Raw genomic sequence first — 26970 nt, forward strand, 5'->3', positions numbered from 1 at the left:
GTGAATTTATTGGAAATAAAAAGTAAAAAAATGAGTGCGAAAATGAGACGTTTGCTTACTATCCTGATTGGAATGGCTGCTGTGCTGGTAGCTGTGTGGGCAATTTACCAGGAGACTTCATCATCCGAGCCCAAAAGAACCGGTGCCATTGAAGCCGGTGCAACTGCTCCTGAATTCACTGCGGTTAATTCAGCCGGAGAACAGGTGAAGCTCTCCGATTATCGGGGCAAAGTCGTTATGATTAACTTCTGGGCTTCATGGTGTACGCCCTGTGTGAGGGAAATGCCAATGATTAATCAGATCGCTCAGACGTATCAAAACGATGTAGAGACTCTGTTTGTCAACGTGGGGGAAGCGAAGGGCACCATTCGTGAATTTATGGAGAAACAGCAATTCGATTTTCCTGTTATCATTGATGTGACCGGAAAGGTCTCCCGCCTGTATCGTATTACCGGTTTGCCAGCGACCATGATCATAGATCAGGAAGGTATATTCAGTCACATTCTGCTCGGTGAGTTGACTAAGGATATTCCTTTGCAGCAATGGCTAGAGGAGACCGTACAGCAACGGAATTGAAGCTTTGCAGACAAATGGAAGAAGTCGCTATAAGAGCGGCTTCTTTTGTTTTATTTATAAGCTGCTATAAGAATCCAGGCAACCGCGAACGGTTTTCTCGAACATCTTGCACGCATAGTAGAATTGAAAATCGCAATACCACGGTTGTGTCCAAAGAATCAATAGCTCCTTTGGGTATTTTTTACGCTTTTCACCGAGTTGTCAGAAAGAGTTGATCCTTTCTTGAACATTTAGGGACGAAGACGTGTCAGTGATTGAATTGCTAATTCACAAAGATATAATAATTTTAACTATTAGGTCCTGTTAAGTACTTTGGCCCTTCAGTATCAGGTAAAGCTTCCTCGTCTCTTACTTTGTGAAAAAATTCTCTTTGTACATACAATGATGGAGGAACGCTTTATAGACAAACTCTGAACCTATTTCGTGGGACTTCTCTAAACCTGATATTAAACGCAGCCCAAGGGATGACTGACCTAATAATTAAAAGTTTCAAATCAGTACGAAAATCGAACAGAGTTTGAAAGGAGGCAGTAAAGGATGGCAATCGATACGGTGATGTGGAGCAAGCTGGTGACAGGTATGACGCTGGGCTTCCACGCTATTTTTGCGACGCTTGGCGTCGGTATACCTCTAATGATCGCAATTGCAGAGTTCATGGGGATTCGCAAGAAGGACCCCCATTACACACTGATGGCGAAGAGGTGGTCAAGAGGGTTTGTCATTTCTGTGGCGGTTGGTGTGGTGACCGGTACAGCGATTTCACTGCAACTGGCCCTGGTGTGGCCGAATTTTATGAAACTAGCAGGCAATGTCATTGCACTCCCACTATTCATGGAAGTGTTTGCGTTCTTTTTTGAAGCGATCTTCCTGGGCATTTATTTGTATACGTGGGATCGATTCAAAAATCCTTACATTCACTGGCTGCTGACGATTCCAATCGTCACAGGTGCAGGCATGTCGGCTGTGTTTATTACAACGGTGAACGGCTTCATGAACCAGCCTGGAGGCTTTGTCATGGAAGCAGGCCAATTCACAGCGGTTAACCCAGTGGAGGCGATGCTGAATACGGCGACGTTCTCCAAGGTGTTCCATGTATTAAGCTCGGCCTATTTGACAGGAGCTGCCCTGTTAGCCGGAATTGCAGCCTTTGCGCTTCTGAGAAAAGGGGCATCTGCATACCACAAAAAAGCCTTGAATCTCATGATGGCGGTGGTTCTGCTGTTCGGCTTACTGAACACATTAGCGGGAGATGTGTCCGCCAAATTTCTGGCCGAGCATCAGCCGGAGAAACTTGCAGCAGCAGAATGGCATTTTGAGACAGAAAGTGGCGCAGATTTGATTTTATTGGGATGGCTGAATGCGGAGCATGAAATTATAGGAGCCCTTCACCTTCCGAAACTGCTTAGCTTCCTGGCCTTTAGTGACTTTAATGCCGAAGTAACCGGACTGGAGGAGTTTCCGGAGGACGAATGGCCGCCGCTGCTCGTTCACTACCTGTTTGATTTAATGGCGGGAATCGGATTTACGCTACTGGCTATCTCGGTTCTGTACTTCCTGTTTGTGTTCTGGAAAAAGCGCAATGAGCTGAACAAGTGGCTGCTTGGGATTATAGCACTAGGCGCACCCATGGCTTTTCTCGGAGTTGAACTGGGTTGGTTCTATGCTGAACTGGGGAGACAGCCGTGGATTATCCGGGGATATATGCGTGTTGAGGAAGCCGCCACTTCATCACCCAACATCAGAATGATCTTTTTCTTCTTCCTGCTTCTCTACATCGTTCTGGGAGTCATGTGTGTTCTCGTACTAAGACGTTTGTTCAACAATAATCCGGCAGAAGTCGAGATGGAGAAATGGATGAAGGAGAAGCGCAATCCGTCTACAGAAAAGGGTGAGCGTACATGAGTTACGAACTGATTGGCATCTCGGTGCTCTGGTTGTTCCTGTATGGCTATTTAATTGTAGCCTCCATTGATTTCGGGGCGGGTTTCTTTGCCTTTTATGCACGCTTGACGAAACAGGATCACCTGATTAATCGTCTGATTTCCCGTTATTTATCACCGGTATGGGAGATTACGAATGTATTTTTTGTCTTTTTCTATATTGGCATTGTTGGATTCTTTCCGGACACGGCTTATTATTACGGATCAGCTCTGCTCGTACCGGGCAGTATTGCGGTCATTTTGCTCGCCATTCGTGGGTCGTTTTATGCCTTTGAGAACTATGGTTCCAAAAATAATATCGTGTATCTGTTTCTATATGGAGCTTCGGGATTGCTTATTCCCGCTTCGCTATCAGTGGCGCTAACGCTGTCTGAAGGTGGTTTTATCGTGAAGCAGGGTTCGACGGTTTCGCTGGATTACTGGACACTGTTTACCAATCCGTTATCATGGAGCATCGTTGGACTCGCGATTGTGTCCGTATTGTTCATTAGCAGCTCATTTCTGACCTTCTATGCGTCGCGGGCAGAGGATCACTCTGCATTGAAGCTGGTGCGTAACTATGCCCTGTTCTGGAGCACACCGACGATTATCATCGCACTGACTGCATTTATTTATTTGGGACAGCACAATGAGCGACATTTTCAAAATATGATGGATTTATGGTGGCTACTTGCGCTTTCCGTTGCCTTCTTCATGATTGCGATGTGGCTGATCTATAACGGACGCCGCTACGGATTAGCGTTTATATGTATCATGCTGCAATTTTTCTGTGCCTTTTTCGCTTACGGAATTGGTCAATATCCTTATATCCTTGATCCGTTTATTACAATTCAAAACAGTGTAACCTCACCAGCGATGGGCTTCGCACTGGTTGTTGTGTTTATCGGTGGCATGTGCATGTTGATTCCTTCCTTAATTCTGGTTTTCAAACTGTTTCTGTTTGATGCGGATTATGTTAAGGGAAAAAAATAAATTGAATTTAATATGTGATGTAAGGGAGTAATCTCACAGGTTCATAGAAAGGAGGAGAGCTTACATGAAGAGGAAAACAAGCCTGATCTCTCAACAAATGTCTGGGCAACGAAAACGTCTCGTGCTTCTTGCAGTGATTTCACTTGCGCTGGGTGCAGCGATTGCAAGTCAGGCTGCGCTGCTTGCTGAAGCAGTACAACGGATTTTTGTGGAGAAGGCTTCCCTTTCGTCGGTCGTCATGCTGCTCGGGATACTCCTGGCTGTCATGGTCGTACGTACAGGGTTGTCTTATGGGAACGGAAAAGTTGGTTTGCATATGGCTTCCAGTGCGAAGACGAATATGCGAGCAGCCGTGCTGCAACATTTGACCCATGCCTCGATGCCATCAACCCTTCGTGGACAAACAGGCGGAAAGGTCAGTGTTGCTCTGGATGCTGTGGATGAGGCTGACAGTTATTTCAGTCAGTACATGCCGCGTATGATGGAGGCTGCCATCATACCGATTCTGATTTTGGTGGTAACGTTTATGCAGCATGCCAATTCAGGCTTCATTATGCTGTTTACGGCACCGTTTATCCCCTTGTTCATGATTTTGGTGGGACTAAAAACAAAGAACAAATCAGAGGAGAAATATGCGCAGCTGGCCGAGTTCTCCGGTACGTTTCTGGATTCTCTTCAAGGGCTTGTTTCGTTGAAAATATTTGGACGGGCTCACCGTCAGCAGCAGGAGATTGAACGCGCTAGCCTCGGTTACCGCGATGCCACGATGGGCATTTTGCGGATTGCGTTTACCAATACGTTCATGCTGGAATCGATCGTAATGCTAAGCATCGGTATCGTGGCTCTTGAGCTTGCAATCCAGCTGCTTGTATTCAAATCGATAGCGTTCCATACCGCGTTTCTCGTGCTGCTGCTCGTTCCCGAGTTCTACAGTCTGTTGAAAAATACGGGAACGGCTTTTCACAGCGGTCGAACAAGTATGGGAGCAGTTCGTAAGGTAGAGCAGATGCTTGAGGAAACGGCTGGGGAGAGTATATCGGTAGATGGCAAAGAAGGATCAGGTACATCCGATGGAATTGACGAGGTCGATAACATGGATCGGATGGAAAGAGGAAACGGGATAGGGACATTGCAAATGGACCGTTCCAATGGCAGTTCCATACCGCCGACCATCATATTGAACCATCTCCGATTTCGGTATGCGCCCGAATCATTCGAGCTTGAGACTGGTCGAGCACAGCTTGATCCGGGAGAATACATTGCCATTGTCGGCAAAAGTGGTTCAGGGAAAACGACGTTACTCCATCTCATTGCGGGTTTGCTGAAACCAGCATCAGGAGAGGTTCTGGTAAATGGACAGCCGCTATTCAAATATGATGAGACTTCATGGTTCGAACAGGTTAGCTACATTACACAGCATCCCTATATTTTTGCAGGTACATTTGCTGAGAACATTGCGATTGGTGCTGGGCGAAATGTATCCAGGACTGAAATCGAGCAGGCGGCAGAGGCTGCCGGGCTTGCCGAACTTGCTGCCCAATTGGAGCATGGCTTCGATACCTTGGTTGGTGAAGGAGGAAGGGGGCTGTCTGGAGGGGAAAAGCAGCGACTTGCCTTGGCACGTGCTTTTTTGAAGCGCCCATCCATCATATTGTTTGATGAACCCACGGTAGGACTGGATCTGCGCACAGAGCAGATATTGCAACATTCCATTGCCACATTGGCAGAAACCGCGACGATGATTACGGTGGCTCACCGGTTATATACGATTCAACATGCTGATCGTATATTGTTTATGGACGACGGTGTGCTAGTAGATTCGGGACGCCATGAAGAGCTTATGGCGCGCCTACCCCAGTATGCCGAGATGATTGATGTTCAACGAAAGGGGGGCTTATCATGAATGAGCTAGCGATTTTGTCCAAAGCCATGATTCAGGAGCGAAAGGATATCATTCTTTCTATTCTAGGTGGGTTTATTGCAGGGATAGCAGGAGTGGCCCTCTTCTCGGCTAGCGGATATCTGATTTCGCAAACGGTCTTCGCGCCACCGCTTTACACCTTAATTGTACTCACCTCGCTGGTCAAGCTGCTTGGACTGCTTCGGGCGGCGAGTCGTTACGGAGAGCGCTTGTATTCACACCGGGCGACATTTTCCATGCTTAGCCGTTTGCGTACATCCTTTTTTGCCCGACTCATTCCTTTGACGCCGGGTATATTGAACAAAAAACGAAGCGGGGACCTGCTTGCGCGCATTGTTGGGGATGTGGAGAGTCTGCAACATTATTTTTTGCGCGTCGCTTATCCACCGATTATTGTTGTTATGGTCTTTTTGGCTACAGTGTTGTTTACTTCTGCCTTTTCATTCTGGATTGCGGTTTTGTTTGTAGTAGGTATGCTCACAACGACATTGGTTGTACCGGGAATAGTTTTGCTTAGGCAGCGAAAAATACATGGACACGTTCGCGAACAACGGGCGCTGCTTTCCACAGAAGTCACCGAAGTATTGTATGGGTTCCGGGATTTGAAAGTGTACGGACAACTGACTCAACGGGAGCAGCAGCTGCAGAAGGCTTCTGCTGCGTTGACGGTCCAGCAGCAACGGGCTGCCGGACACCTACTGCGCGGGCAATCCATGCATGCTTTGGTTACGTTCCTTATTTCCTGGGGCGTGCTGACACTTGGTGCTTATCTGATTATCGATGGAGCGCTGGCTGGCGTGTTTCTTGCAATGCTGGTTATGGCCTCGCTAACCGTATTCGAAGAGGCTGCGGCAATGGCGACATTACCTTTGTATAAGCAGGATAGCGAGCACGCAGCCAAACGTCTGACGGAAACCATACAGACCTCCGACAGGCAGTCTGTGTCTACACAGCCAGAAGGAGCGTTATCTGCCAATCAGGCTGTTTCGCTTGATCTCTCCGATGTTACGTTTCAATATGAAGGGGAGTGGAGACCAGCGTTAAAGGACATTTCGCTGCATATTTTACCCGGCTCCAAAACGGCGATTGTCGGACCGAGCGGATCAGGCAAATCAACGATTATTGAACTGCTGCTTAAACTGCGTACACCTACAACTGGGGAGATTCAATTAAATGACATTTCGTTGAAGGAACTGGATGAGGCAAGTATTTGGCAGACGGCTAATGTTGTCTTGCAGCAAAGTCATTTCTTCCGGGGAACGATCCGGGATAACCTTTTGTTGAATGATGAAGAACATTCGGATGAACAACTGGTAGATATGCTGGGAAAAGTACAGCTGCCGAATACAGCTTTAACCGATGTAGTATATGAAAAAGGGGAAAACCTGTCGGATGGTGAGAAGCAAAGACTGGCTTTGGCACGGGCCATGCTTCGTAAGGGACGGTTATGGCTTCTCGATGAACCTACTTCCTCAATGGATTACGTTACAGAAGAACGTGTGATGAAACATCTCTACGCACAAGCAGCTGAGGATACGCTTCTCTTGATCTGTCATCGGCTTACTGGTCTGGAAGAGATGGACCGCATTGTAGTGCTGGAACAGGGAATGGTAGTGGAAGCAGGTTCCTATGCGGAGTTAATGGAGCAAAAAGGTTATTTTTATGAGTTGAAAAAGATAGAGTGGCAAATGATCGGAGAAGTTGGAGTATAGAGAGCAAGATACACACAGATACGAATGAAAGAGTATGCGTCAATGACAGCTTAAACATTCACCTTACAAAAAAATACACTCGCACACGTTTATACTGTGTGGAGTGTATTTGTATTACCGTAAAGAAATGAGGGTAAGCATCAGTCAATTGAAGCTTCGATTAACAGCTTGTACTCCAGTACAATAGACATTAATGGCCTCCTGTATTGGAAGCCCAGACAGGATACCAGCCTGCACTCGGTGTTTCTGTATTGTACAGCACTAAATTGCCGTCGTTTTGAACGATGAGCACGTTACCCCTGAGGTTGGGTGGCAGATTGTCCGCTCCATAGTACGATGTAGACCATGCCTTGTTGTCTGACGTCCAGTAAGGTGTGTTTTGGGGATCCTGGAGCACTAGTTTTCCACTCCAATAATCAATCTTGAAATGATTTATTCTCGTGTCATTGGTCTTGGTGTTCCATAACATCGTGTGTGTGCGGTTATCCCAGAGCTGTAGGTCGCCGTAGACGCTGTATTGCAGTGAAAACCTGACGTTGTTGGATACGAGTGGAATCGAATTGTTATACATGATGTCATAAATGAGACGGTCTCCAGCTGCAGATGCTGATGGAGCGCTGGAAAGCAAAAACATGAAAATTGCAGCAAATAGCAAAACAGCTTTTTTCATAAGATCCTCTTTTCTGGGATATATTTTAAATTACATACCAAATATATCATATCTCTCCATCAAAAATGTATAAAATTTCAAGTGGAAAGAAAATATTTTTGGGAGTTTTATATTTTTTCTTAACTTCGCGTAATAACTTATATTCGACATAGAAAACTAAAGGATTATTCTACCTAAATCAATCTATTTTAGGATAATCCAACTTCCATGTTACACATCGTTATCGTTGACATGTCAGTTTGAAAATTGAGAAAGAGCTGGATAGATTAGACAGTAACTATTTAAAGATTTGCCGTTATAATCAGATATGCCTAAGAGCGAAATGTGTGTTCCAAAATGATGAATAAATAAATTTTTAGAGATCGCTTGATTTTTTTTAATGTATCTGATATTGTAAGACCTGTGATTTTGGAAAGCAGATATATCAACATGAATCAGGTCTTTCCAGCAGATAATTTTTGACCACTTCTCTTAAGGAAGTTAAGGCCATACGGACAGCCGGGTCAAACGCCGATTGGCAACTTATGTTGCCTTATTGATTGAGTTAAAAGCTCAAATTTTATAAGTTGGTTACTTTACAACCAGTGCATCTGCACATCAACTTGTGAAACGGTCAATAAGAGTGGTAAAGGCGAATTATTTGCTATATAGACTCTGATCTGATATTGATATACATGAAGAAGCTTTCCGCTAGAGGAGTTCTTTTGAACTTTTTTAGTTATGGAAACTTTGCGTCTTTTTAATGATGTATATCGACAAGCAAGTGTGATGATGCGCGTTTGGGGCATTTTTCACCTTGCTTTTTTTGTTGGTTCAGAACGGGCGAAAAGTTGAAAAATGAGAAAAATAATGAAGTTAATTTAAAAAAAATTCATATTGGGTTAGGAGAATGGAAAATGGGAAAAGCACTAATCATCGGCGCCGGCGGCGTAGCTTCAGTAGCAGTTCATAAATGCGTTCAAAACAGCGAAGTATTTGAGGAAATCTGCATCGCAAGTCGTACGAAATCCAAATGTGACGATCTTAAAGCGAAGTTGGACGGCGGTAAAACAAAAATTACGACAGCTCAAGTGGATGCCGACAACGTTGACGAATTGATCGCCCTTATCAACGAAGTTAAACCGGATATCGTCATGAACCTGGCATTGCCTTACCAAGACCTGACAATCATGGATGCTTGCCTTGCAACGAAAACGAATTACATGGATACAGCGAACTATGAGCCGGAAGATACGGCAAAATTCGAATATAAATGGCAATGGGATTACAAAGAGCGCTTTGAAAAAGCGGGAATTACAGCTTTGCTAGGCAGTGGATTTGACCCAGGTGTTACTGGTGTATTCTCTGCTTATGCCCTGAAACATTACTTTGACGAGATTGAATATATTGACATTCTGGATTGCAACGGTGGGGATCACGGCTATCCGTTCGCAACCAACTTCAACCCTGAAATCAACATCCGCGAAGTTTCGGCTAACGGAAGATACTGGGAAAAAGGTGAATGGATCGAAACGAAACCAATGGAAATCAAACGTGTCTATGACTTCAAAGAAGTTGGCGAGAAAGACATGTACCTGCTTTATCATGAAGAGCTGGAGTCCTTGGCTAAAAACATGCCTGGTCTGAAACGCATTCGTTTCTTCATGACATTTGGTCAAAGCTACCTTACGCACTTGAAAGCACTTGAAAATGTGGGCATGACTTCGATCGAACCTATCGAATACGAAGGCAAACAAATCATTCCGCTGCAATTCCTGAAGGCGGTACTGCCAGATCCGGCGTCCCTTGGACCACGTACTGTGGGCAAAACGAACATCGGTTGCATTTTCAAAGGTAAAAAAGACGGCAAAGACAAAACGTACTACGTTTACAACATTTGTGATCACCAAGAATGCTACAAAGAAGTTGGTTCCCAAGCCATCTCTTACACAACAGGTGTTCCAGCTATGATTGGTGCAGCAATGGTGATGACAGGTAAATGGAACAAACCAGGCGTATACAACGTTGAAGAGTTCAACCCAGATCCATTCATGGAAGAGTTGAACAAATGGGGTCTCCCATGGGTTGAAGATTTCAACCCAGTACTCGTTGACGAATTGCCCGAAGAAGTCAAAGAATCGGAGCTTGTTCGTTAAGATGCGGTTTGAGCAATTACCGACGCCATGTTTTGTTGTTGACGAAGGACTTATCGAAAGAAATCTCAAAATCCTGAACGGTGTCATGCAACGTACAGGAGCCAAAATCGTGCTGGCTCAGAAAGCATTTTCCATGACCACGATGTATCCGCTCATTGGAGAATATCTGAGCGGTGCAACGGCAAGCGGGCTGTATGAAGCCCGCCTGGGTCATGAGGAGATGGGTAAAGAGAACCACGTCTTTGCCCCGGCTTATCGCGAAGATGAGATCGATGAAATCCTTTCGATTACTGATCATATTATCTTCAATTCATTCTCCCAACTGGAGAAATTCAAGGGCAAAGCGCTTCAGGCTGGTCGAAAAGTAGGCCTGCGTATTAACCCTGAATGCTCGACTCAGGAGGGGCATGAGATTTACGATCCATGTTCTCCTGGTTCAAGGTTCGGTGCAAAGCAAGAAGATTTCCGTGCTGAGCTGTTGGAAGGAGTCTCCGGACTGCATTTCCATACCTTGTGCCAGCAAAATTCAGATGATCTGGAAACGACGCTGAATGCGGTAGAAGAGAAGTTTGGACAATGGCTGCCACAAATGGAATGGATCAACTTCGGCGGTGGACACCACATCACACGCGAGGATTACGACATTCCTAGACTGGAAGCCTGCATTAAACGCATGCAGGAAAAATATGGTCTGGAAGTATATCTGGAGCCGGGCGAAGCGGTTGCGCTGAACGCGGGCTTCCTGGTGACTTCTGTGCTCGATTTCCACAAGAACGGTATGGACATTGCCATTCTGGATACCTCGGCAACATGCCATATGCCGGACGTGCTGGAAATGCCGTATCGCCCGCCACTTATCGGTTCGGGAGAAGCAGGGGAGAAAGCCCACCTGTATCGTCTGGGTGGACAAACTTGCCTGTCAGGTGATGTGATCGGCGATTATTCGTTTGACCAACCGCTCAAAACGGGTGACAGACTGGTATTTGAGGACATGGCGATCTACTCCATGGTCAAAACCAATACATTTAACGGTATGCCGCTGCCAGCCATTGCTGTGAAAAGAAAAGATGGCCATTGCGAAGTGGTTCGCGAGTTCGGGTATCAGGACTTCAAAATGAGATTGGCTTAACTTCATTATTTCTTACTTTATACTGCGTTTTCAGACAGAATGGTCTATTTTATAATAAATCCGTTTCTGTTAGGAAATGATCCAATATAAGACGCTCCTAGTACCAATCCAATTGAGTACTAGGAGCGTCTTTTTTGTGTTTGACTTGATGTATATTATTCCTGACTAAAAGAGCCAACGGTTACATTTTTCTTTACATAAAATAAGCTTTGTGGACTAACTTTGAAGTAGATTTCAGTGATATGCATATCGTCTCCAATAATCGTCATAATAAGGAAAAGTTGCTGGAAGAAGGGAGGCTAGGGTAGTGGATGAACAATCTGCCATGATCAGGAAAGATGAAAGCATCACCAAAAGTTTAGACGAATCCATCCTTAGAATTGAAGAAATTTTCACAGATACTCCCGATCTGATCATTCGAAAGCTATATATAAAACAAACTGGAGAACAAGCTACCATCATCTATATGGAAGCATTGACTGACAAAACGTCGCTTAATCATGATGTTCTTGCTCCGCTTCAGCTCGAAACCGGAAACCCCTCCGAAGACTTCATAACAACGGTTGGATATATGAAGCCGTATACCAAGTGGGATGATCTCAAACTTTCCATTATCCTCGGCTATAGCGTACTGTTTATCGAAGGAAGAAGTATCGCCTATGCACTAGATACAAAAGGTTTGCCGCAGCGAGCGATTGAGGATCCTCAGCAGGAGCCATCACTGAAAGGAGCTCATCAAGGATTTACTGAGACCGGTTCTCAAAATATAGCCATGATCCGCCGTTATATCGCGGACAAAGAGTTAAAGCTCAAACGGTATATCGTTGGGAAGCGAGGCCAAACGGAAGTATCCTTGCTTTATTTGGAAGATGTGGCGAAACCGGAGATGATTAAAGTACTCGAAGAACGGATTCAATCCATAGATGTGGATGCCATTATTAACACTGGAGAATTAGCAGAATTTATTGAAGACCAACCCCTTGCTTTACTACCCCAAATCATTACGACAGAAAGACCGGATACAGCTGCTTCTCAAATACTGCAAGGACGATGTGTCGTTGTGGTCGATGGTTCTCCCAGTGTGTTGGTAGCTCCTGTTACCTTCATGTCCTTTTTTCAGACGGTTGATGATTACAGTTCCAGATGGTCCATTTCGTCATTTCTTAGAGTTTTACGTATGTTTGCCTTTTTCATCGCCATTTTTTTGCCTGGATTTTTTATATCAGTCATTTCATTTCATTTTGAGATAATACCGATGAAACTGTTGTTAACGCTTGGTGAATCAAGGGGCCAAGTTCCATTCCCTCCATTCGTTGAGGCAATCATTATGGAAATCACACTTGAGATGCTAAGGGAAGCGGGGGTTCGGCTTCCAGCTCCGGTAGGGCAGACCGTAGGGATCGTGGGAGGTATTGTCATTGGACAGGCGGTTGTTCAGGCTGGGCTGATCAGCAATGTGATGGTTATCGTCGTCGCTTTTACAGCTATCTCATCTTTTATTATTCCTAATCCAGATATGATGGCAGCTGTACGCCTCATGCGTTTCATGATGATGATACTCGCTAACTGGTTTGGGTTCATCGGACTAGTCGTGGGTATGATGACCATCATCGGCCGATTAATAACATTAAACTCGCTCAATACCTCCTATAGCACACCTATAGCTCCATTTAGAGCTGCGGATTGGAAGGATACCTTATTACGGGTACCGTTGTGGATGATGAACAACCGTCCCGTAAGCACGCAATCACGTCAGTCAAGACGCCAGGGGAAAAGTAGAGGATGGAAGGAGAAAAACTAGCAAATGAAGACTTTTCGTCCGGTAACTATGCTTCAATTCATTCTTATTATTTCTACTTTCCAAATCAGCGTTGCTTTTTTGTCTCTTCCAAGAGAACTCGCAAGACATGCGGGGACGGATGGTTGGCTAGTGATTTTCTTGGGCTGGGGACTGGCGACGTTGGCCTCCATAGCGATCGTCAAGGTGATGAGATATAATCCAAACAGCTCAATACTAGAATTGATTCAGCGTTATATTGGCGTGTGGGCAGCAAAAATGGCTGCTTTTATATTTATGGCCTATTATTTGCTTCTGGCATATGACGGTTATATGGTTGCTTCACTTGTCATTAAATTATGGTTATTGCCGAGCACATATATTTATATTCTAGTCCTGCTGCTGCTCATACCCACATTTCAGATTGCGCAACATGGTTTCCAGGCGATTGGCCGGTATAGTGAAATTGTCACGATGCTCTCCGTTTGGATTCCGTTCATTTATGTATCTACGCTGAGTCATGCCCATTGGCTCTATTTACTGCCCATCTTTAAAGAGGGATGGTTTCCGGTTCTTTCATCCATAAAATTTATGATCTATCCGATGCTTGGCATCGGTTTAGTTTTGTTTCTCTATCCCCATCTAGTTAACAAAGAAAAGGCATTGCCTGCCATGATGATATCAAACACGCTTACTTGCATGGTTTACTTGGGAATCACGCTGATTTGTTACGTGTATTTTAGCCCAGATGAGATCGGGGAGTATAACGACCCGGTGATTAGCATTATGAAGTCCATTGAATTCCAGTTTATAGAGCGGGTGGAAGTGCTATTTATTGCATTTTATCTGTTTGTGTTCTCATGCATATGGATTCCCTCCATGTATCTGGTGTCGAAGTGCTCTGCATCGCTGGTGGGAAAGGGTCAGGAAAGATACCACCTTGCAGTGTGGTGTGTTGTCATTGAACTTAGCTTTTTCCTCTATCGGCCTAGCTTTATTGAATCAGCCCAAATAAACTATGCACTTAATTACATTGGATTTATGATGGAGTTTGCTCTGCCTGCGGGCATTCTTCTGTATGTAGCGATCCGCAAAAAGATGGGACGGGGGCGAGACTTATGAAATGGGGCGTAAAATTCATGATCTCGAGTCTGTTTTGTATTTTATTGGCTGCGCTCACAGGTTGCTCCAACGACAAAACCAATTTAGAAGATGCAACGGTTCCATTGGCTCTTGGTTTGGATGTCATAGATAAAAAGCTCCATTATTATATATCTGCACCTGTATTCAGTAAAGACATTCAAAAGAAAAGCCGGGAAGGGGGAGGAATAGCAGAAGGTTTAAGGCAGTCGAGGAATCAGCAGGATGCCCAATTTCCGGGTTCGCTTGCGGGACGTAATTATCAAGTCATTATTATAGGAAAACAATTGCTTCAATATAAGGATTGGTTTAAAGTGCTTGATGTTACGTTCCGTGATCCTCGGAATACGATTACCGATCGCATCGTTGCTTTTGATGGTTCTATTGCGGATATTTTTCAGTTTCAAGCAAAAGACCAACCGCCGTTACCTTTATTTGTAAAAGCGATTGTGGATTCAGGCAGTAGAAGTTCAGCTACTGTGAAAACAACCGCGCAGGAGCTGCATAGACAATTGAATGACCGAGCGATGACGCCTTCCATCTCGGAGATCAAGATCGAAAATAACAAGATTATGCTAAAAGGAACGACTCTTTTATCCCAAAAAGGGCAATACAGAACTTCTCTGTCTTATCAGGAAACGTCACTTCTTCATATTTTGAAAAATCAAGCTGAGCCAGGGGTCAGTTTAACTTTTCAGGTTGATGACCTACAACAAACATTGCCCTTTAACATCGACAAGGTGAGTTTTTCTTTAGGCGATATTTCCGTAAAAACTAAATCCTTTTATGAAAATGGCAGATTTCAATACAAAATTAAAGTAAAGTCGATCATTATTATAACTGAAAAGTTTCTTGAATTTGAACTTTTGGAAAATTCTGAGGAAATGGAAAATAAATTGAGTAAGGAAATGAAAAAAAACATTGAGGCGCTCATCAAAAAGTGCCAGGACTATGAAATTGATCCTTTCGGGTTTGGATTTTATGCCAGGGCATATCAATACCCCTTATATAAGGAAGCGCAGTCTAACTGGGGGCAAGAACTATCCCGAGCTGATTTTGATGTGGAAGTTGATCTTCGAATCGGCGCCACTGGAGCTGTGGAGTAATTGATACAATCAACAGAAGCAGTCCTGCTAATAAATATTATTAATTTGCCAAAATAGTGATATTTATTATAGACTATTTTTTATCGGTTAATTGTCCAAGGGGGAAAAGGAATGAATCAAAGGAACGTGCAGAAGTCTAACAAACTGAAAATCATCTCCAAAGTATTATTGATTATGATCGGGGCTTTCATCACCTCATATGGTCTGGAAGCTGTATTAATTCCAAACAATGTATCAGACGGTGGTGTGACAGGTCTTAGTATCGTTGGCTCACAACTGTTTGGTTTACCGTTAGGGATGTTGATTGGTATCATCAACATTCCATTTGTATGGTTAGGTTACAAACAAATAGGTAAGAGCTTTGCTATTTACTCCATTATCGGTATTGCCTCGCTAGCTGTGGGTACAAGCCTTATGCACCATGTACCCACGATTATTCAAGGGGATACACTGTTAATTACCGTTGTGGGCGGGATTATCATCGGTTTTGGTATGGGTTTGGCGCTTCGTAACGGTGGGGCATTGGATGGAATCGATATGTTGGCTGTCCTGCTTTCACGCAAATTACCTTTTGGAACCAGTGATCTAATCTTATTCTTGAACATGTTTGTCTTTATTGTCGTATCAACTGTATTTGGTCTGCAAGGGGCGATCTTGTCCGCACTTGCATATTACATCGCTTCCAAAGTGATACATATCGTTGAAGAAGGTTTGAGCGGCTCCAAAACCTTTAAAATTATCACCAATCAACCGGAAATCATGGTCGAAACCATTCGTGACCGATTAGGTCGTGGAGCAACTTATACCGATGCTTACGGTGGTTATTCTAATGAACAATTCAAAGAGATTACCTGCGTAATCAACCGTATGGAAGAAAGCAAAATCAAGGATATCATTCACGAAATTGATCCCAACGCTTTTATTGTAGTGTACGACGTAGCCGAAGTGAAGGGCGGCAATTTCAAAAAGAAAGATATTCACTAATCACTACAATGAGCTGGAGTTACTGTCGCAGAGAAAAGGATTTAACATACTAACATAAAAAAAGTCGCTAATAATTTAGCGGCTTTTTTTGTTATAAAGGTAGAAGTTATAGTATCAAGTCGTCGTATCCAATAACTTCTACCTTAAGGAGTTTATCATTCTTTGACAATCCGCAACTGTATTTCGGTCAGAAATTGCTCGGTAATGATCGTATCACGATTATCAATTTCATAGATTTCAAAAGGATCCCCCATAACACAGAGCCCTTTTTCATTCGTATAAGCAACGACCTCAAGCATTTTTTCATAACTTTGACGGTAGTTACCCCGATAAAAAAGGGAAAGATACTCACCAGCTGGCAGCATGTAATCGTAATCGATCGTTCTGGCTTCGTCAGGATCGAAGATAAAGAAGACGGAGTTAAAAACATCCTTCACGCCATGTTTTAGTTCCTCAAGCGACACGGATGCACCATATAATTGGTTTCCAAAGTCCGGAATATGACTTTTATGTTTTTGATGTAACTTTTTAATGGCATAATCCATCTCCTCATCCCGAGTTATGCGTGTATTGAGCTGCAGACACGGCCGGTCAGGATACGTTTTGATACAGAAAACTCCTGTCTGAATTTTGCTGGCATCAGTTAACACCTTGATTCTGCCTTGAATAATACGCTGGGTAGTTTCGAGTTTGGCTATTTGTTCCTTAATCAGTTCCTGTTCAGTCAATAACAGTTCAAGTGTATTTTCGACACTTTGCTGATCTAAATACGCTTTGATCTGTTGCATGGTAAAATCCAACTGGCGCAGGTCCCGGATGATGTTCAGCTTATACATATCTTGAAGGCTGTACAGACGATATCCGTTTCCGTCTCGCCGAGGCACGAGCAATCCTAATTTTTCGTAATAACGCAACGCGTCAACACCTATTCCGTAAAGCTTCGAGATTTCATTGATTTTATAATCGTTTTTCATCGGTTTTCTTCCTCGTTTGCATTTAGCTATTATATGCGTGCGCGTATGCTGAAGTCGCGCCATACACTTCCTTATACAGCAATTTTCTCACCATTTCAAATTGTGTCGGGGTCAACTTTGCCGGATAACTCATGATCTGTAAAGGTAAGGTTTGCTGACTTACAGCACGAAGGGGTGGCTGAACATAAGAATGATCTCCCAGGCAGAATCCCAGGCGCTCATAAAATCCAATCCTTCTCCGCTTCAGCTCATCTTCTGGCAATTCAACTTCCAATATAACCGGCTTGTCTGACTGGTTCATGAAACGCTCCATTAACCGCTTGCCTATGCCGCCTCCACGAATGTTCGGAGAAACAGCCAAATGCTCAATATATCTGAACGACTCGAACTCCCAGCCTGCGAGAAAGCCAATCACTTCATTCTGCTCTTTTTCCTCTGTAAGAAGGCGATAGCATGAGTGGGACAGCAGCTTCTTCTGTTCTGAATATTCCCGATATTCGGCTGCGGGAAACGATTGCTTCATAATTTTAAACACTTGGTCAAACTGTTTTTGCAACATCATCTTCATCCACTCCTGATTTGTAAAGCCATATTTGTTATACATCACGATAAACCCTGGTACGATACCAGAGTCAAGCCATATGGCGGAAAAGGTGGGGCAGACCGTAACTGGAGAAGGGGGCGATTCACAATATCTAAAAGTTTACTTATCGCAACTTTTTTTGGCCGAGGTCAAACTCTTTCGTTGTACAGACATTGTTTTACTTGGTTCAAAACGTTTCTCTAGACCCACACAACATCGTGATGATACCATCGTAAAGTGCTAGAAAACAGTTGGGATCAGGGGGATTACGTTTCGTGGAGCAAATAAAGTATGACAACTTAAAACTGGGTGAAAAGGGAGCAATTATCAGTATTATTGCTTATATTTGTTTGACTGCAATCAAAATGATTATCGGTTATATGTCTAATTCTGAAGCTTTAAAAGCCGATGGGTTGAACAATGCTACCGATATTATAGCTTCGATCGCGGTTCTTATCGGTCTGAGACTTGCTCAACGACCTGCTGATAAAGATCATACATACGGACATTGGAAAGCAGAGACCGTTGCCTCACTGGTTGCGTCTTTCATAATGATGGTAGTTGGGCTGCAAGTGCTTTACGGAGCGATTACATCCGTCTTCCAGGGGAAAAGCGAATCTCCGGACATCATGGCAGCCTGGACAGGCATTTTATGTGCCGCTGTGATGTATCTCGTATACAGATATAACAAGAGACTTGCTTTGAAGATCAAGAGCCAGGCGGTTATGGCGGCTGCAAAAGATAATATCTCTGATGCCTGGGTTAGCATAGGGACAGTTATAGGGATCATTGGTTCACAATTCGGCCTACCATGGCTTGACCCATTAACAGCTGTAGCAGTGGGCTTTCTAATATGTAAAACCGCTTGGGACATTTTTCGTGAAGCAACACACCATCTTACGGATGGATTTGACGAAGAGCTAATCAAGGAATACAGGAGTACAATTGCCAGTGTAGATGGCGTAGAGGCGGTAAAAGACTTAAGAGCCCGGAATTACGGTAATAATGCCGTTGTCGATGTGGTAATTCTGGTACGATCGGATTTGGATCTTCAGAAAGCTCATGATATTTCAACAAATGTAGAAGACGAGCTGTTAAAGGAGCATGAGGTGTACACAGTTCATGTTCATGTTGAACCAGACTCGGATGAAGCCCCTAACGAAGCACTTCAATGATAAAACATGAGTGGCAAATATAAGGACTTGCCAATAAACATGGACATACTCTTATTGACGCATGACCAAACAGGTAGCCCTCAGGCTACCTGTTTTTTAGTTGGAAGGGTCACCGAACATGTCTTTTTGGTTTCTTTTGCGAAAACTTCTCGGAGATTCACCGACTGTTTTGGTAAATAGAATCGTAAAGTAGTTTGGGTTCTCGTACCCAACCAATTTGGAGATTTCCCATACTTTTTTCTTGGTTGAAACCAACAATCGGGTCGCTTCTCCCATTCTTCGCTGAATGAGGTAATGATAAGGGGAGGTACCGTAGCAATTTTTATACATATGAATCAAATAATAGAAGTCGATATGGAATTGATCAGCCAAGTCTTTCAGCTTAATATTTTGACGATAGTTCGTGTCCAGATAATCTTTGATACTTTCAGCGAGAGTATTGCTTCGAACGATCTCATTTGCTGTGCGCTGATGGTGAGACATGCGATTGATAATCAGCAAAACGGCATTCAGCAGATGATGAGAGATAGAGTTGTATCCTTCTTCTCGGATTGAAAATTCATTGAACATGGTCTGCATTAACGAACAGATCTCTTCGGAATAACGATTGGCACGAACAACTGGATCACTACCAGGTGGAACAACCCAATCATTGTTGACACGAGTACCCTCTTTGAAACGAAAGCCGCAATAAAAGGTGGATAAAGGGAATTCCGGGTCCGATCTTTCTTCGTGAAGTGTTCCCTTATTGTATACAAGAACATCTCCCTTTTGAGCCGAGTGCTTTGTCCCATCAATCGTGAACGAGCCCTGTCCCTCATTAACATAAATAATCTCATGCAAATCGTCATGCTTATGGGTAGGAAAACTCCAATGGGGATTATCTGCCAACTTCCCTACATAAATAATAATGCAATCTTGATCTTCATGCAGTCGGTCTGGCTCATGGCGTGTATTCATTAATGTCTTCCCTTCAAGATTCTATGGTGAAATGACAACATACATAATGTTTTGGATGAAGATCACAACAACCTTGATTGTCGCTTAGCATGTCTGACAGTACAATTTCACTATTCAATAATATGTACTATATATCGAATTGAAGGGATGTGAAAGCAAAATCTGTTAAGAAAGGAATCCATTTAAGAAAATGAAACGTTTGCAACATTAGAGAGAAATGTGAGGGCTTATTTTTGACTAGAAAAAGAGAAAATTTACTTATTTTAACACTTACATTGGTTAGCTTTGTATTGGGAACAACCGAATACGTAATTGTGGGCGTATTGAAGGAAATCGAAACTTATATGAAAGTGTCGCTGGCTGCCGCAGGCGCGCTCGTATCCGGCTTTGCTATTGCCTATGCGATCGGAACACCGTTTGCCGTTGCTTTCTTGGCCAGAATTCCCCGAAGAAACTCCATTTTAATCGGGTTTGCAGTCGTGCTTGCCTTGAACGTACTTACCATTTTCTCAACGACGTTCTATTCCTTGATGGTTATTCGGATCGTTTCAGCCGTAGCATGCGGACTTACGATATCGCTTTCGATCTCGATTGCAAGCGATGCAGTTAACCGGGAACGGAGAGGGGAAGCGATTGCCTGGATACTGGGTGGCTTTTCCATTGCCAATGTGCTTGGCGTTCCGCTCGGAACCTTCATCGGACAGCATCTGAACTGGTCCATGACGTTTGTTGTTACAGCAGGCATTGGGGTTGTGCCATTCATATTCATGTTCCGGATTCTTCCGCGACAAACGACGACCATTGCGGGTTCATTCAGTGATCAGATGGCGCTATTTATGAAGCCGCGCATATTGCTGGCCTGCTTGATTCCGGTTCTTGGAAACAGTTGTATTTTTGTGATTTTCACTTATATTACTCCTTTGCTGGGGAACTCCATGGGTGTACCTGCACGTTGGATTAGCGCTGTACTCCTTATCTACGGTGCCTGCAGCATACTGAGCAACTGGATCGGTGCCAAAATAGCCAAAGGAGATTTCTTGCCCAAGCTCAAATGGCTTTTCGTCATTCAAGCTGCAATCTTTCTGGGACTCAGCTTCACCGTGTCTCACCTGTGGTTGGGCTTGGCGTTCCTGTTCATGATCGGTTGCCTGTCATCATCCATGAGCGCAGCGTCCCAGCTCTATCTGTTCGACGTCTCCGGAGCGATCGCGCCGAATTCCAGACCGTTTGCGTCCACATTGCTACCCGTGGCAGCAAACGTAGGGATAGCACTCGGTTCCGGAATTGGCGGGCTTGCTGTCAATTTAGGTGGTTTAAACTGGGTGCCGCCAGTAGCTGTGCTACTGGCTCTGATGGCTTTTGTGATCACAGCGATCTGCCAGCGGTCCATTCAATTAAAGCCGGAGGGAGCCACTGCTCCAAAAGTAGACTACTCGATTCCAAGTACCAATTAGTGGATCCTGAAGTCTGCTTCTTTGGTCCACAATTGTGACTATTCATTGAGTAGGCAATTGAAACGACATAATCATACATGTTCGAGCACGGAAAGCCGCTAATTTAGCGGCTTTTTTTGTTTTATTGGATACATTTCTAGCACAAAAATTATTGTGAAAATAAGCTGAACAGCACCTTTTTCCCATGGATCACTTTTTGTTCAAAAGCAGAATTGAAAAGGAAGCATTCAAAAAAACGGTTGACGAAGGAAGATATCCTGTATAGAATGAAGCCGTGATTTAGTAAATTAGTAATTTAGTAAATTACTAAATAAAAAGTTGGGGAATAGGAGGAATAAAAATGAAAGAAACAGTTGCTCCAGAGCACAAGCCTGTTGTCGTAGCGGAGCACTATGAAAAGGTGGATGGTCGACTGGCCAGCAACCTGGGCGCAAAAGGCCTTTCACTGGGCTTGACCCAGTGGGACGATAGAGGAAAGGTTAATATATCGGCTAAGGCGTGGGAAAACACGGGAGAAAAATGCTCAATGCAATCAGAAGAGCTGCCTCTCCATCGCGTACTTGATTTGTCGATTCTGATCTGTAGATCCCTCGAGTATTTTCAAGTGGCCTATCGACATGAACATCTTTATGATCCACAGGAGCCTGTCATCGATCGCATTGCTCTTCAAGGTAGTGCCATGACAGTGGGAGTTTGTATAGACGATGAGAGCATCAATGAAAACATTCAGTTATTCAGCCAGGCTCTTCAAGATAATGATGAAATGAATAGTGAACGGCTGCGAACGTTAGCAAAAATCTTAAAGGTTATGGGGTATTGAAATGTTTGCCAATCCATATGTTCGAACAATTATTTTTTCCCGTGTGCTCTTGCAGCTCGGAATTTGGATCCGGAATTATGCGGTGCTTCTTTATGTTTCCGAATTGACGCATAATAATCCGGTTGATATTTCATTGATTTCGGTAGCGGAATTTTCACCGATCTTTATATTTGGTCTGATTGGCGGTACCTTTGCCGATCGATGGCGGCCGAAAAAAACAATGGTATGGAGCGATTTATTATCAGGTTTGTCCGTTGCCGTTGTATTGCTTGCAGTCATAAATGGTGGATGGATTGCACTTCTGATTGGATCTTTCGTTTCTGCCAGTTTGTCACAGTTTTCTCAGCCTTCCGCGATGAAACTGTACAAACGGCATGTACCAGCCGAACAATTGCAGGGTGTTATGGCGATGTCCCAAACGCTTGTTGCTGTCTTTATGGTTTTGGGGCCAGTCATCGGCACGTTTATTTTCATTAAGTTTGGCATTAGCGTATCCCTCATCCTGACAGCGGTCATGTTTCTGGGCTCTTCGCTTGTATTATTATCGCTTCCCCGAGATGTAGAGGAGGAGAAATCAGGGAATCGTGGCGGCTTCGTTAAAGAGCTCACGGATGGCCTGCGTTATATCGGGGCGAATAAATCCTTGAGAACACTGGGATTAACCTTTTCGGCAGTTGGTTTGGCATCAGGATTGACTCAGCCGCTTCAGCTCTTTCTTGTCATTGAAAATTTGGGTCAGGATAAAGAGTTCTTGCAATGGCTGGTGATGGCGAATGGGGCGGCCATGTTGGTCGGAGGTGCAGTGATCATCGCAATCGCTAAAAAGGTGAAGCCACAGTTATTGCTTCTAGTCGGTTTACTTGTTAATGCAATCTGTACGGTTGGCATGGGCGCATCAACACAAATTTGGTTAACCATTATTCTGCTCGTAATTAGTGGTTTGTTCTTCCCGTGTATTCAAGGTGGAATTCAGACGCTTCTTGTGCGGAATACGGAAGGAGCATTTATTGGCCGGGTATCCGGAGCAATTATGCCGATTTTTATGGGAATGATGGTGATTGGCATGCTTACCTCTGGATATCTCAAAGATACGTTTTCCCTGCTTAGTGTATTTATAGCGAGTGGTGTTTTTGTGATTATTGGTGCGTTATTATTGCTTCCTATCGTCATTGAAAGAAGAAATAAAGCCGAGGAAACTACATCATGACGAACAGGGAGGAGAAAACAATGCAGGAACATCAACATGAAGAATATTTCTTATCACCTCAGAGAGCATTAACAGATGCAGAAGAAAAGCTGGTGTGGAAGAAGCCATTGTCTCATATGTCGAGCGAAGAAGAACGACGTATTACTAAAGAAGTAAAACGAAACTGGCATCGTGGGGAAATGAAGATTTCCAATATTCTCCTAGAAGGAGATGCCGGTTCTGGCAAAACACAATTGGCAAAAGCATTATCCGCTAATTTCGGATTGCCTTATACGAAAGTGACCTGTTTTGCAGATATGGACAAATCGGATATTATTGGTGCTATTTTGCCGGTGATTTCTCCTGAACGATTAGAGACATCGGAACCCTCGGATCAAACCGCTTTGAAAGCATTGTATGAAAGCGATCATTTTCAAAGCACAACGCAAATAATAATGAGTGCATTGGATATTTCAAAAGAACAAGCAGCGAACAAGATGAAACAATTGCTGAAGCTGGTTGTAGATCAGACGGACGGAGAAGCCGTTGAGTACAGATTTTATCCCTCGGAGATCGTTAGAGCCTATCAAAGGGGTTATCTTCTGGAAATACAGGAGCCGAATGTCATTCGGGATGCAGCAGTGTTGATGGCGTTAAATTCTGCTTTGGAACTGGACGGTAGTATTAATCTACCTACTGAAATCATACACAGACATCCGGACTTCATTGCGGTCATTACAACCAATCGCAGTTATGTAGGGTCGAGGCATTTAAATGAAGCGCTTCGGGACAGGGTTCAACACTCGGAGAAGATGGATCTTCCGAGCAAAGAAATCATGATGGAACGTGCCAAAGTCAAAACTGGTTATGAGGATGAGCAGGTATTAAGTGTGTTAGCGGATACGATTATGATTTTGGACACTACAGCCCGAGCCAATGCCATCAAAGGTGTGGCTGGAATGCGTTCTTTTTTCTATTGGACTGATGCAGTTGCGGGAGGAGCCTCGGCTAAAGAATCTCTTTATCACAAGGTTATCTACAAAATAACGACCGATTCAGAGGAAATTAAAATCCTGGAAGAAGCACTCCACAAGCATGATCTGATTACCCATGTAGAGAGCATCACGAATGAAGTAAAAAAAAACGGGAATCCAACGATGACTCTGCCATAGAGATCAAGATATGGGGAGACAGTGATGACATTGACGTTGAGCATGAGACTATTGAAGATGAAGAGGGGATCACACTAAAGAAATCTGCGGATAGTGAAGAGTCTGCTGCTTGTGTATCCGTTAACTCTGTGGATATGGGAAGGGAGGATACAGGGGAAGACGCTTCTCCAATGTATCATCAGACCAATCCCGAATCCAAGTCAGAGGAAGAAAAACAAAAAGAGCGCGATTTCCGTAAAAAGCTTAATCAAGTCACAAGAGAGAGCGTGGCGGATTCGATTCATGAAAAAGTAAAACTCATCGTTCACCGCCCGGATTACGATTATGACTTCCAAAAGGAATATTACAATCTAAGCAGAAAGCTTATACCCATAGTACAGGAGATTGCGAGAAAGACACTCCCGCTGCTGGAACATGAGTCTTCATCTGAATTTGAGAAGAATAAGTACTATGGCAGCAAGTTTCATGCAGACAGCGTCATATATAAGGATTACAGGCATTTTGCAAAAAAAAGCCCTCCGACGGAATTGCCATCCCTTGTAGTAGGTCTAAGAGTGGATGAATCAGCATCGATGTCAGCGTTTGGGAGATTAGAAGCGGCTAAGCGTGCAGTCATCGCGGTATATGAATTTTGTCAAATCAGCAATATTCCAGTATTAATCTACGGTGATACCGCGGATGTTTCCAGGATGGAGCAGATGTCGATCTTTGCTTATACCGATCTCGATCAACCGAATATTAACGATCGATTCAGACTCATGGGAATTCAGGCCAGAAGTAACAATCGTGATGGAATGGCTCTTAGAATTATGGCAGAACGATTAGTGCTTGCACCGCAGCAGACCAAGTTGCTAATTAGTATCAGTGATGGACAGCCCAAAGCAATGGAAAATTACACTGGAAGCTATGCCATCAGAGACATGCAGCAAACCATAGAGGCATATGAACGGAAAGGAGTTACTTTCCTTGCATCTGCAATTGGTCAAGACAAAGATGTCATTAGCGAGATTTATGGTCATGAACGATTTTTGGATATTACCAATTTACGTGAATTTCCTGCAAAATTAGTTCGGATTATCGCTCGGTATTTATAATTTTACCAATGTATATTAACTACGATAAGGAGAGAGAAACATGGATATGAATAAGCGCAGGGAGCTACTGGAGGAATATAAGCAGATCAAGACGTATATGGGCGTAGCTCAAATTAAAAACAAAGTAAACGGAAAAATCTATATCGACAGCTATCCCAACTTGAAAAACAAATGGTTTACTCTGCAGATGCAGCTGGATCAAGGAAGATTTGCAAATGCCGAGTTGCAAAAAGAATGGAGAGAATTTGGAGAAGAGGCATTCACTTATGAGGTACTGGAACAGAAGGACATCGATAAGGTGACGGATATACGTTGGGAACAAAAACAAATCCTGAAGCCGTGGTTTCAGAAGTTACAGCCTTACGGAGACAAGGGCTATAATAGACCGCCAAAGAATTAAATCATGTAACAGGAAACTGATTTGACTAACGGTTAAAATCAAGATAAGATGAAACCGTCGTTTAGTAAATTAGTAAAAAAGGTAAACGGAATGAGGGAATAAATTGAAAATACCTACAACGTTAAAACATAAACCTGTTGTCGTATCGGATAATTATGAAAAGGTTGACGGCCGTATGGCCGGAAACACGGACGCAAAAGGTCTTTCCCTGGGATTGGCCCAGTGGAACGATAGAGGAAAGGTTGATATTTCAGCCAAAGTATGGAGATATACCGGAGAAAAGTGGTCCAGACAATCTGAGGAACTGCCTCTCCATCGCGTGCTGGATTTGTCCATTCTAATCTGTCGGTCTTTGGAACATTTCCGCGAGGCCTATAGATATGAGAATTTATATGACCCAGAGCAGCCTGTCATCGATCGTGTTGGCCTACAAGGGGATGCAATGTCCGTGGAGATCTGTACGGACAATGAGAGAATTAATGAAGATATTAAACTGTTTAGCCAAGCTCTGAGTGATGACGATGAAATGATCGGCGAGCGTTTGCGTACATTATCCAAAATATTAAAGGATATGGGTTATTAACAATATAAGGTCAAGCTAAAGTGGATTGAACAAAAAGAGCCTAAACGTCTATAGACGTTTAGGCTCTTTTTTGTGAGTTAAATATAATGATTTTAGTTGGCAATGAAGTTCCCCATTCGATTGCTTTTATGAATTTCTTCCGTTCCAGCATCGAGAGCAGTCCTATAATAAGCACGTTTATGTTCAATAACTTCCATAGTCTTTCTAAGTTCTTCCATTTGTGCTTCTACACTAGTCTTGCGTTCGGTAAACATGTCATATCGCTCCTGCAAGGTGGAGTCACCCTCGGAACACCATGCAATAAAATCTTTGATATCCTTGATCGGCATCCCGGTAGATTTCAGACATTGAATGATCTTTAAAAAATCGATGTCTGATTCTTTGAAGTTTCGAGCTCCGCCAGGGGTACGTTCTACAAAGGGCATGAGTCCTTCTTTGTCGTAGTAACGTAATGTATATACGGTTAGATTCAATTCTTTAGCAACTTCGCTAATTGAATATGTCATT

Annotated in this window: 24 protein-coding genes; 19 read left to right on the forward strand and 5 right to left on the reverse strand. The window is 43.6% G+C overall.

Annotation, left to right across the window (positions count from 1 at the left end):
• Positions 1 to 30: 30 nt before the first annotated feature.
• The 5 genes from ACR1R9_RS08755 to cydC all read left to right on the forward strand — a co-directional run bounded on the left by ACR1R9_RS08755 (position 31) and on the right by cydC (position 7121).
• Positions 31 to 576, forward strand: coding sequence for a TlpA family protein disulfide reductase (locus ACR1R9_RS08755; protein WP_433921320.1), 546 nt, complete (start codon positions 31 to 33; stop codon positions 574 to 576).
• A 537-nt stretch (positions 577 to 1113) separates the two neighbouring features.
• Positions 1114 to 2478, forward strand: coding sequence for a cytochrome ubiquinol oxidase subunit I (locus tag ACR1R9_RS08760; protein ID WP_076289171.1), 1365 nt, complete (start codon positions 1114 to 1116; stop codon positions 2476 to 2478).
• Positions 2475 to 3488, forward strand: a complete 1014-nt coding sequence (locus ACR1R9_RS08765; RefSeq protein WP_076289172.1) for a cytochrome d ubiquinol oxidase subunit II — start codon at positions 2475 to 2477, stop codon at positions 3486 to 3488. The genes ACR1R9_RS08760 and ACR1R9_RS08765 overlap by 4 nt, the downstream gene beginning before the upstream one ends.
• Before the next feature lie 64 nt (positions 3489 to 3552).
• On the forward strand, positions 3553 to 5391 hold the full coding sequence (gene cydD, locus ACR1R9_RS08770) for a thiol reductant ABC exporter subunit CydD (protein ID WP_433921319.1): 1839 nt from the start codon (positions 3553 to 3555) through the stop codon (positions 5389 to 5391).
• A complete protein-coding gene (gene cydC, locus ACR1R9_RS08775) occupies positions 5388 to 7121 on the forward strand; it encodes a thiol reductant ABC exporter subunit CydC (protein ID WP_433921318.1) in 1734 nt (577 codons plus the stop codon). Before cydD ends, cydC begins: the two co-directional genes overlap by 4 nt.
• 190 nt (positions 7122 to 7311) lie before the next feature.
• Here cydC and ACR1R9_RS08780 read toward each other — a convergent pair whose 3' ends face one another.
• Positions 7312 to 7791, reverse strand: coding sequence for a hypothetical protein (locus ACR1R9_RS08780; RefSeq protein WP_063562780.1), 480 nt, complete (start codon positions 7789 to 7791; stop codon positions 7312 to 7314).
• Positions 7792 to 8687: 896 nt separating this feature from the next.
• Here ACR1R9_RS08780 and ACR1R9_RS08785 point away from each other — a divergent pair.
• The 6 genes from ACR1R9_RS08785 (at position 8688) to ACR1R9_RS08810 (ending at position 16062) form a co-directional block, all read left to right on the forward strand.
• On the forward strand, positions 8688 to 9926 hold the full coding sequence (locus ACR1R9_RS08785; RefSeq protein ID WP_091001908.1) for a saccharopine dehydrogenase family protein: 1239 nt from the start codon (positions 8688 to 8690) through the stop codon (positions 9924 to 9926).
• Between the two features lies 1 nt (position 9927).
• Positions 9928 to 11055 carry a carboxynorspermidine decarboxylase gene (nspC, locus tag ACR1R9_RS08790; protein ID WP_433921317.1) on the forward strand — a complete coding sequence of 376 codons (1128 nt, stop codon included), beginning with the start codon at positions 9928 to 9930 and terminating at the stop codon, positions 11053 to 11055.
• Positions 11056 to 11380: 325 nt separating this feature from the next.
• The gene (locus tag ACR1R9_RS08795) at positions 11381 to 12856 is read left to right on the forward strand and encodes a spore germination protein (RefSeq protein ID WP_076289357.1); all 1476 of its coding nucleotides are present in this window, start codon (positions 11381 to 11383) and stop codon (positions 12854 to 12856) included.
• Positions 12857 to 12859: 3 nt separating this feature from the next.
• A complete protein-coding gene (locus ACR1R9_RS08800) occupies positions 12860 to 13954 on the forward strand; it encodes a GerAB/ArcD/ProY family transporter (protein WP_099856206.1) in 1095 nt (364 codons plus the stop codon).
• Positions 13951 to 15078, forward strand: a complete 1128-nt coding sequence (locus ACR1R9_RS08805) for a Ger(x)C family spore germination protein (RefSeq protein WP_099856204.1) — start codon at positions 13951 to 13953, stop codon at positions 15076 to 15078. The genes ACR1R9_RS08800 and ACR1R9_RS08805 overlap by 4 nt, the downstream gene beginning before the upstream one ends.
• Positions 15079 to 15189: 111 nt before the next feature.
• Entirely contained in the window at positions 15190 to 16062 is an 873-nt protein-coding gene (locus tag ACR1R9_RS08810; protein ID WP_076289180.1) for a YitT family protein, read from the forward strand.
• 155 nt (positions 16063 to 16217) lie between these two features.
• On the opposite strand, the gene ACR1R9_RS08815 is transcribed toward ACR1R9_RS08810, so the two are convergent.
• Positions 16218 to 17036, reverse strand: a complete 819-nt coding sequence (locus ACR1R9_RS08815) for a MerR family transcriptional regulator (RefSeq protein WP_433921316.1) — start codon at positions 17034 to 17036, stop codon at positions 16218 to 16220.
• A 22-nt stretch (positions 17037 to 17058) separates the two neighbouring features.
• Complete coding sequence (locus ACR1R9_RS08820) at positions 17059 to 17598, reverse strand: GNAT family N-acetyltransferase (protein WP_433921315.1); 540 nt, start codon at positions 17596 to 17598, stop codon at positions 17059 to 17061.
• Positions 17599 to 17894: 296 nt separating this feature from the next.
• On the opposite strand from ACR1R9_RS08820, the gene ACR1R9_RS08825 reads away from it, so the two are divergent.
• Complete coding sequence (locus ACR1R9_RS08825) at positions 17895 to 18794, forward strand: cation diffusion facilitator family transporter (protein ID WP_433921314.1); 900 nt, start codon at positions 17895 to 17897, stop codon at positions 18792 to 18794.
• Positions 18795 to 18890: 96 nt separating this feature from the next.
• Here ACR1R9_RS08825 and ACR1R9_RS08830 read toward each other — a convergent pair whose 3' ends face one another.
• Positions 18891 to 19754: a helix-turn-helix domain-containing protein gene (locus tag ACR1R9_RS08830; protein WP_433921313.1), complete on the reverse strand. Its 864-nt coding sequence runs from the start codon at positions 19752 to 19754 to the stop codon at positions 18891 to 18893.
• A gap of 233 nt (positions 19755 to 19987) precedes the next feature.
• Between ACR1R9_RS08830 and ACR1R9_RS08835 the strand changes: the two genes are divergently transcribed.
• The 7 genes from ACR1R9_RS08835 (at position 19988) to ACR1R9_RS08865 (ending at position 26463) form a co-directional block, all read left to right on the forward strand.
• Positions 19988 to 21208, forward strand: a complete 1221-nt coding sequence (locus ACR1R9_RS08835; RefSeq protein WP_433921312.1) for an MFS transporter — start codon at positions 19988 to 19990, stop codon at positions 21206 to 21208.
• A gap of 340 nt (positions 21209 to 21548) precedes the next feature.
• A complete protein-coding gene (locus ACR1R9_RS08840) occupies positions 21549 to 22028 on the forward strand; it encodes a DUF6530 family protein (protein WP_433921311.1) in 480 nt (159 codons plus the stop codon).
• A 1-nt stretch (position 22029) separates the two neighbouring features.
• Entirely contained in the window at positions 22030 to 23235 is a 1206-nt protein-coding gene (locus ACR1R9_RS08845) for an MFS transporter (protein WP_433921310.1), read from the forward strand.
• Positions 23236 to 23255: 20 nt separating this feature from the next.
• Complete coding sequence (locus ACR1R9_RS08850) at positions 23256 to 24386, forward strand: AAA family ATPase (RefSeq protein ID WP_433921309.1); 1131 nt, start codon at positions 23256 to 23258, stop codon at positions 24384 to 24386.
• 170 nt (positions 24387 to 24556) lie between these two features.
• On the forward strand, positions 24557 to 25480 hold the full coding sequence (locus ACR1R9_RS08855) for a vWA domain-containing protein (RefSeq protein ID WP_433921308.1): 924 nt from the start codon (positions 24557 to 24559) through the stop codon (positions 25478 to 25480).
• Between the two features lie 40 nt (positions 25481 to 25520).
• Complete coding sequence (locus ACR1R9_RS08860) at positions 25521 to 25880, forward strand: GIY-YIG nuclease family protein (protein ID WP_099856189.1); 360 nt, start codon at positions 25521 to 25523, stop codon at positions 25878 to 25880.
• Positions 25881 to 25983: 103 nt separating this feature from the next.
• Positions 25984 to 26463 carry a DUF6530 family protein gene (locus ACR1R9_RS08865; RefSeq protein WP_076289188.1) on the forward strand — a complete coding sequence of 160 codons (480 nt, stop codon included), beginning with the start codon at positions 25984 to 25986 and terminating at the stop codon, positions 26461 to 26463.
• A 92-nt stretch (positions 26464 to 26555) separates the two neighbouring features.
• Here the strand turns inward: ACR1R9_RS08865 and ACR1R9_RS08870 are convergent, their stop codons facing one another.
• Positions 26556 to 26969 (reverse strand): MerR family transcriptional regulator, encoded by a 414-nt coding sequence (locus ACR1R9_RS08870; protein WP_433921307.1) that lies wholly within the window; start codon positions 26967 to 26969, stop codon positions 26556 to 26558.
• Position 26970: the final 1 nt, after the last annotated feature.

Source organism: Paenibacillus taichungensis (assembly GCF_050994985.1).
Classification (GTDB): Bacteria; Bacillota; Bacilli; order Paenibacillales; family Paenibacillaceae; genus Paenibacillus; species Paenibacillus taichungensis.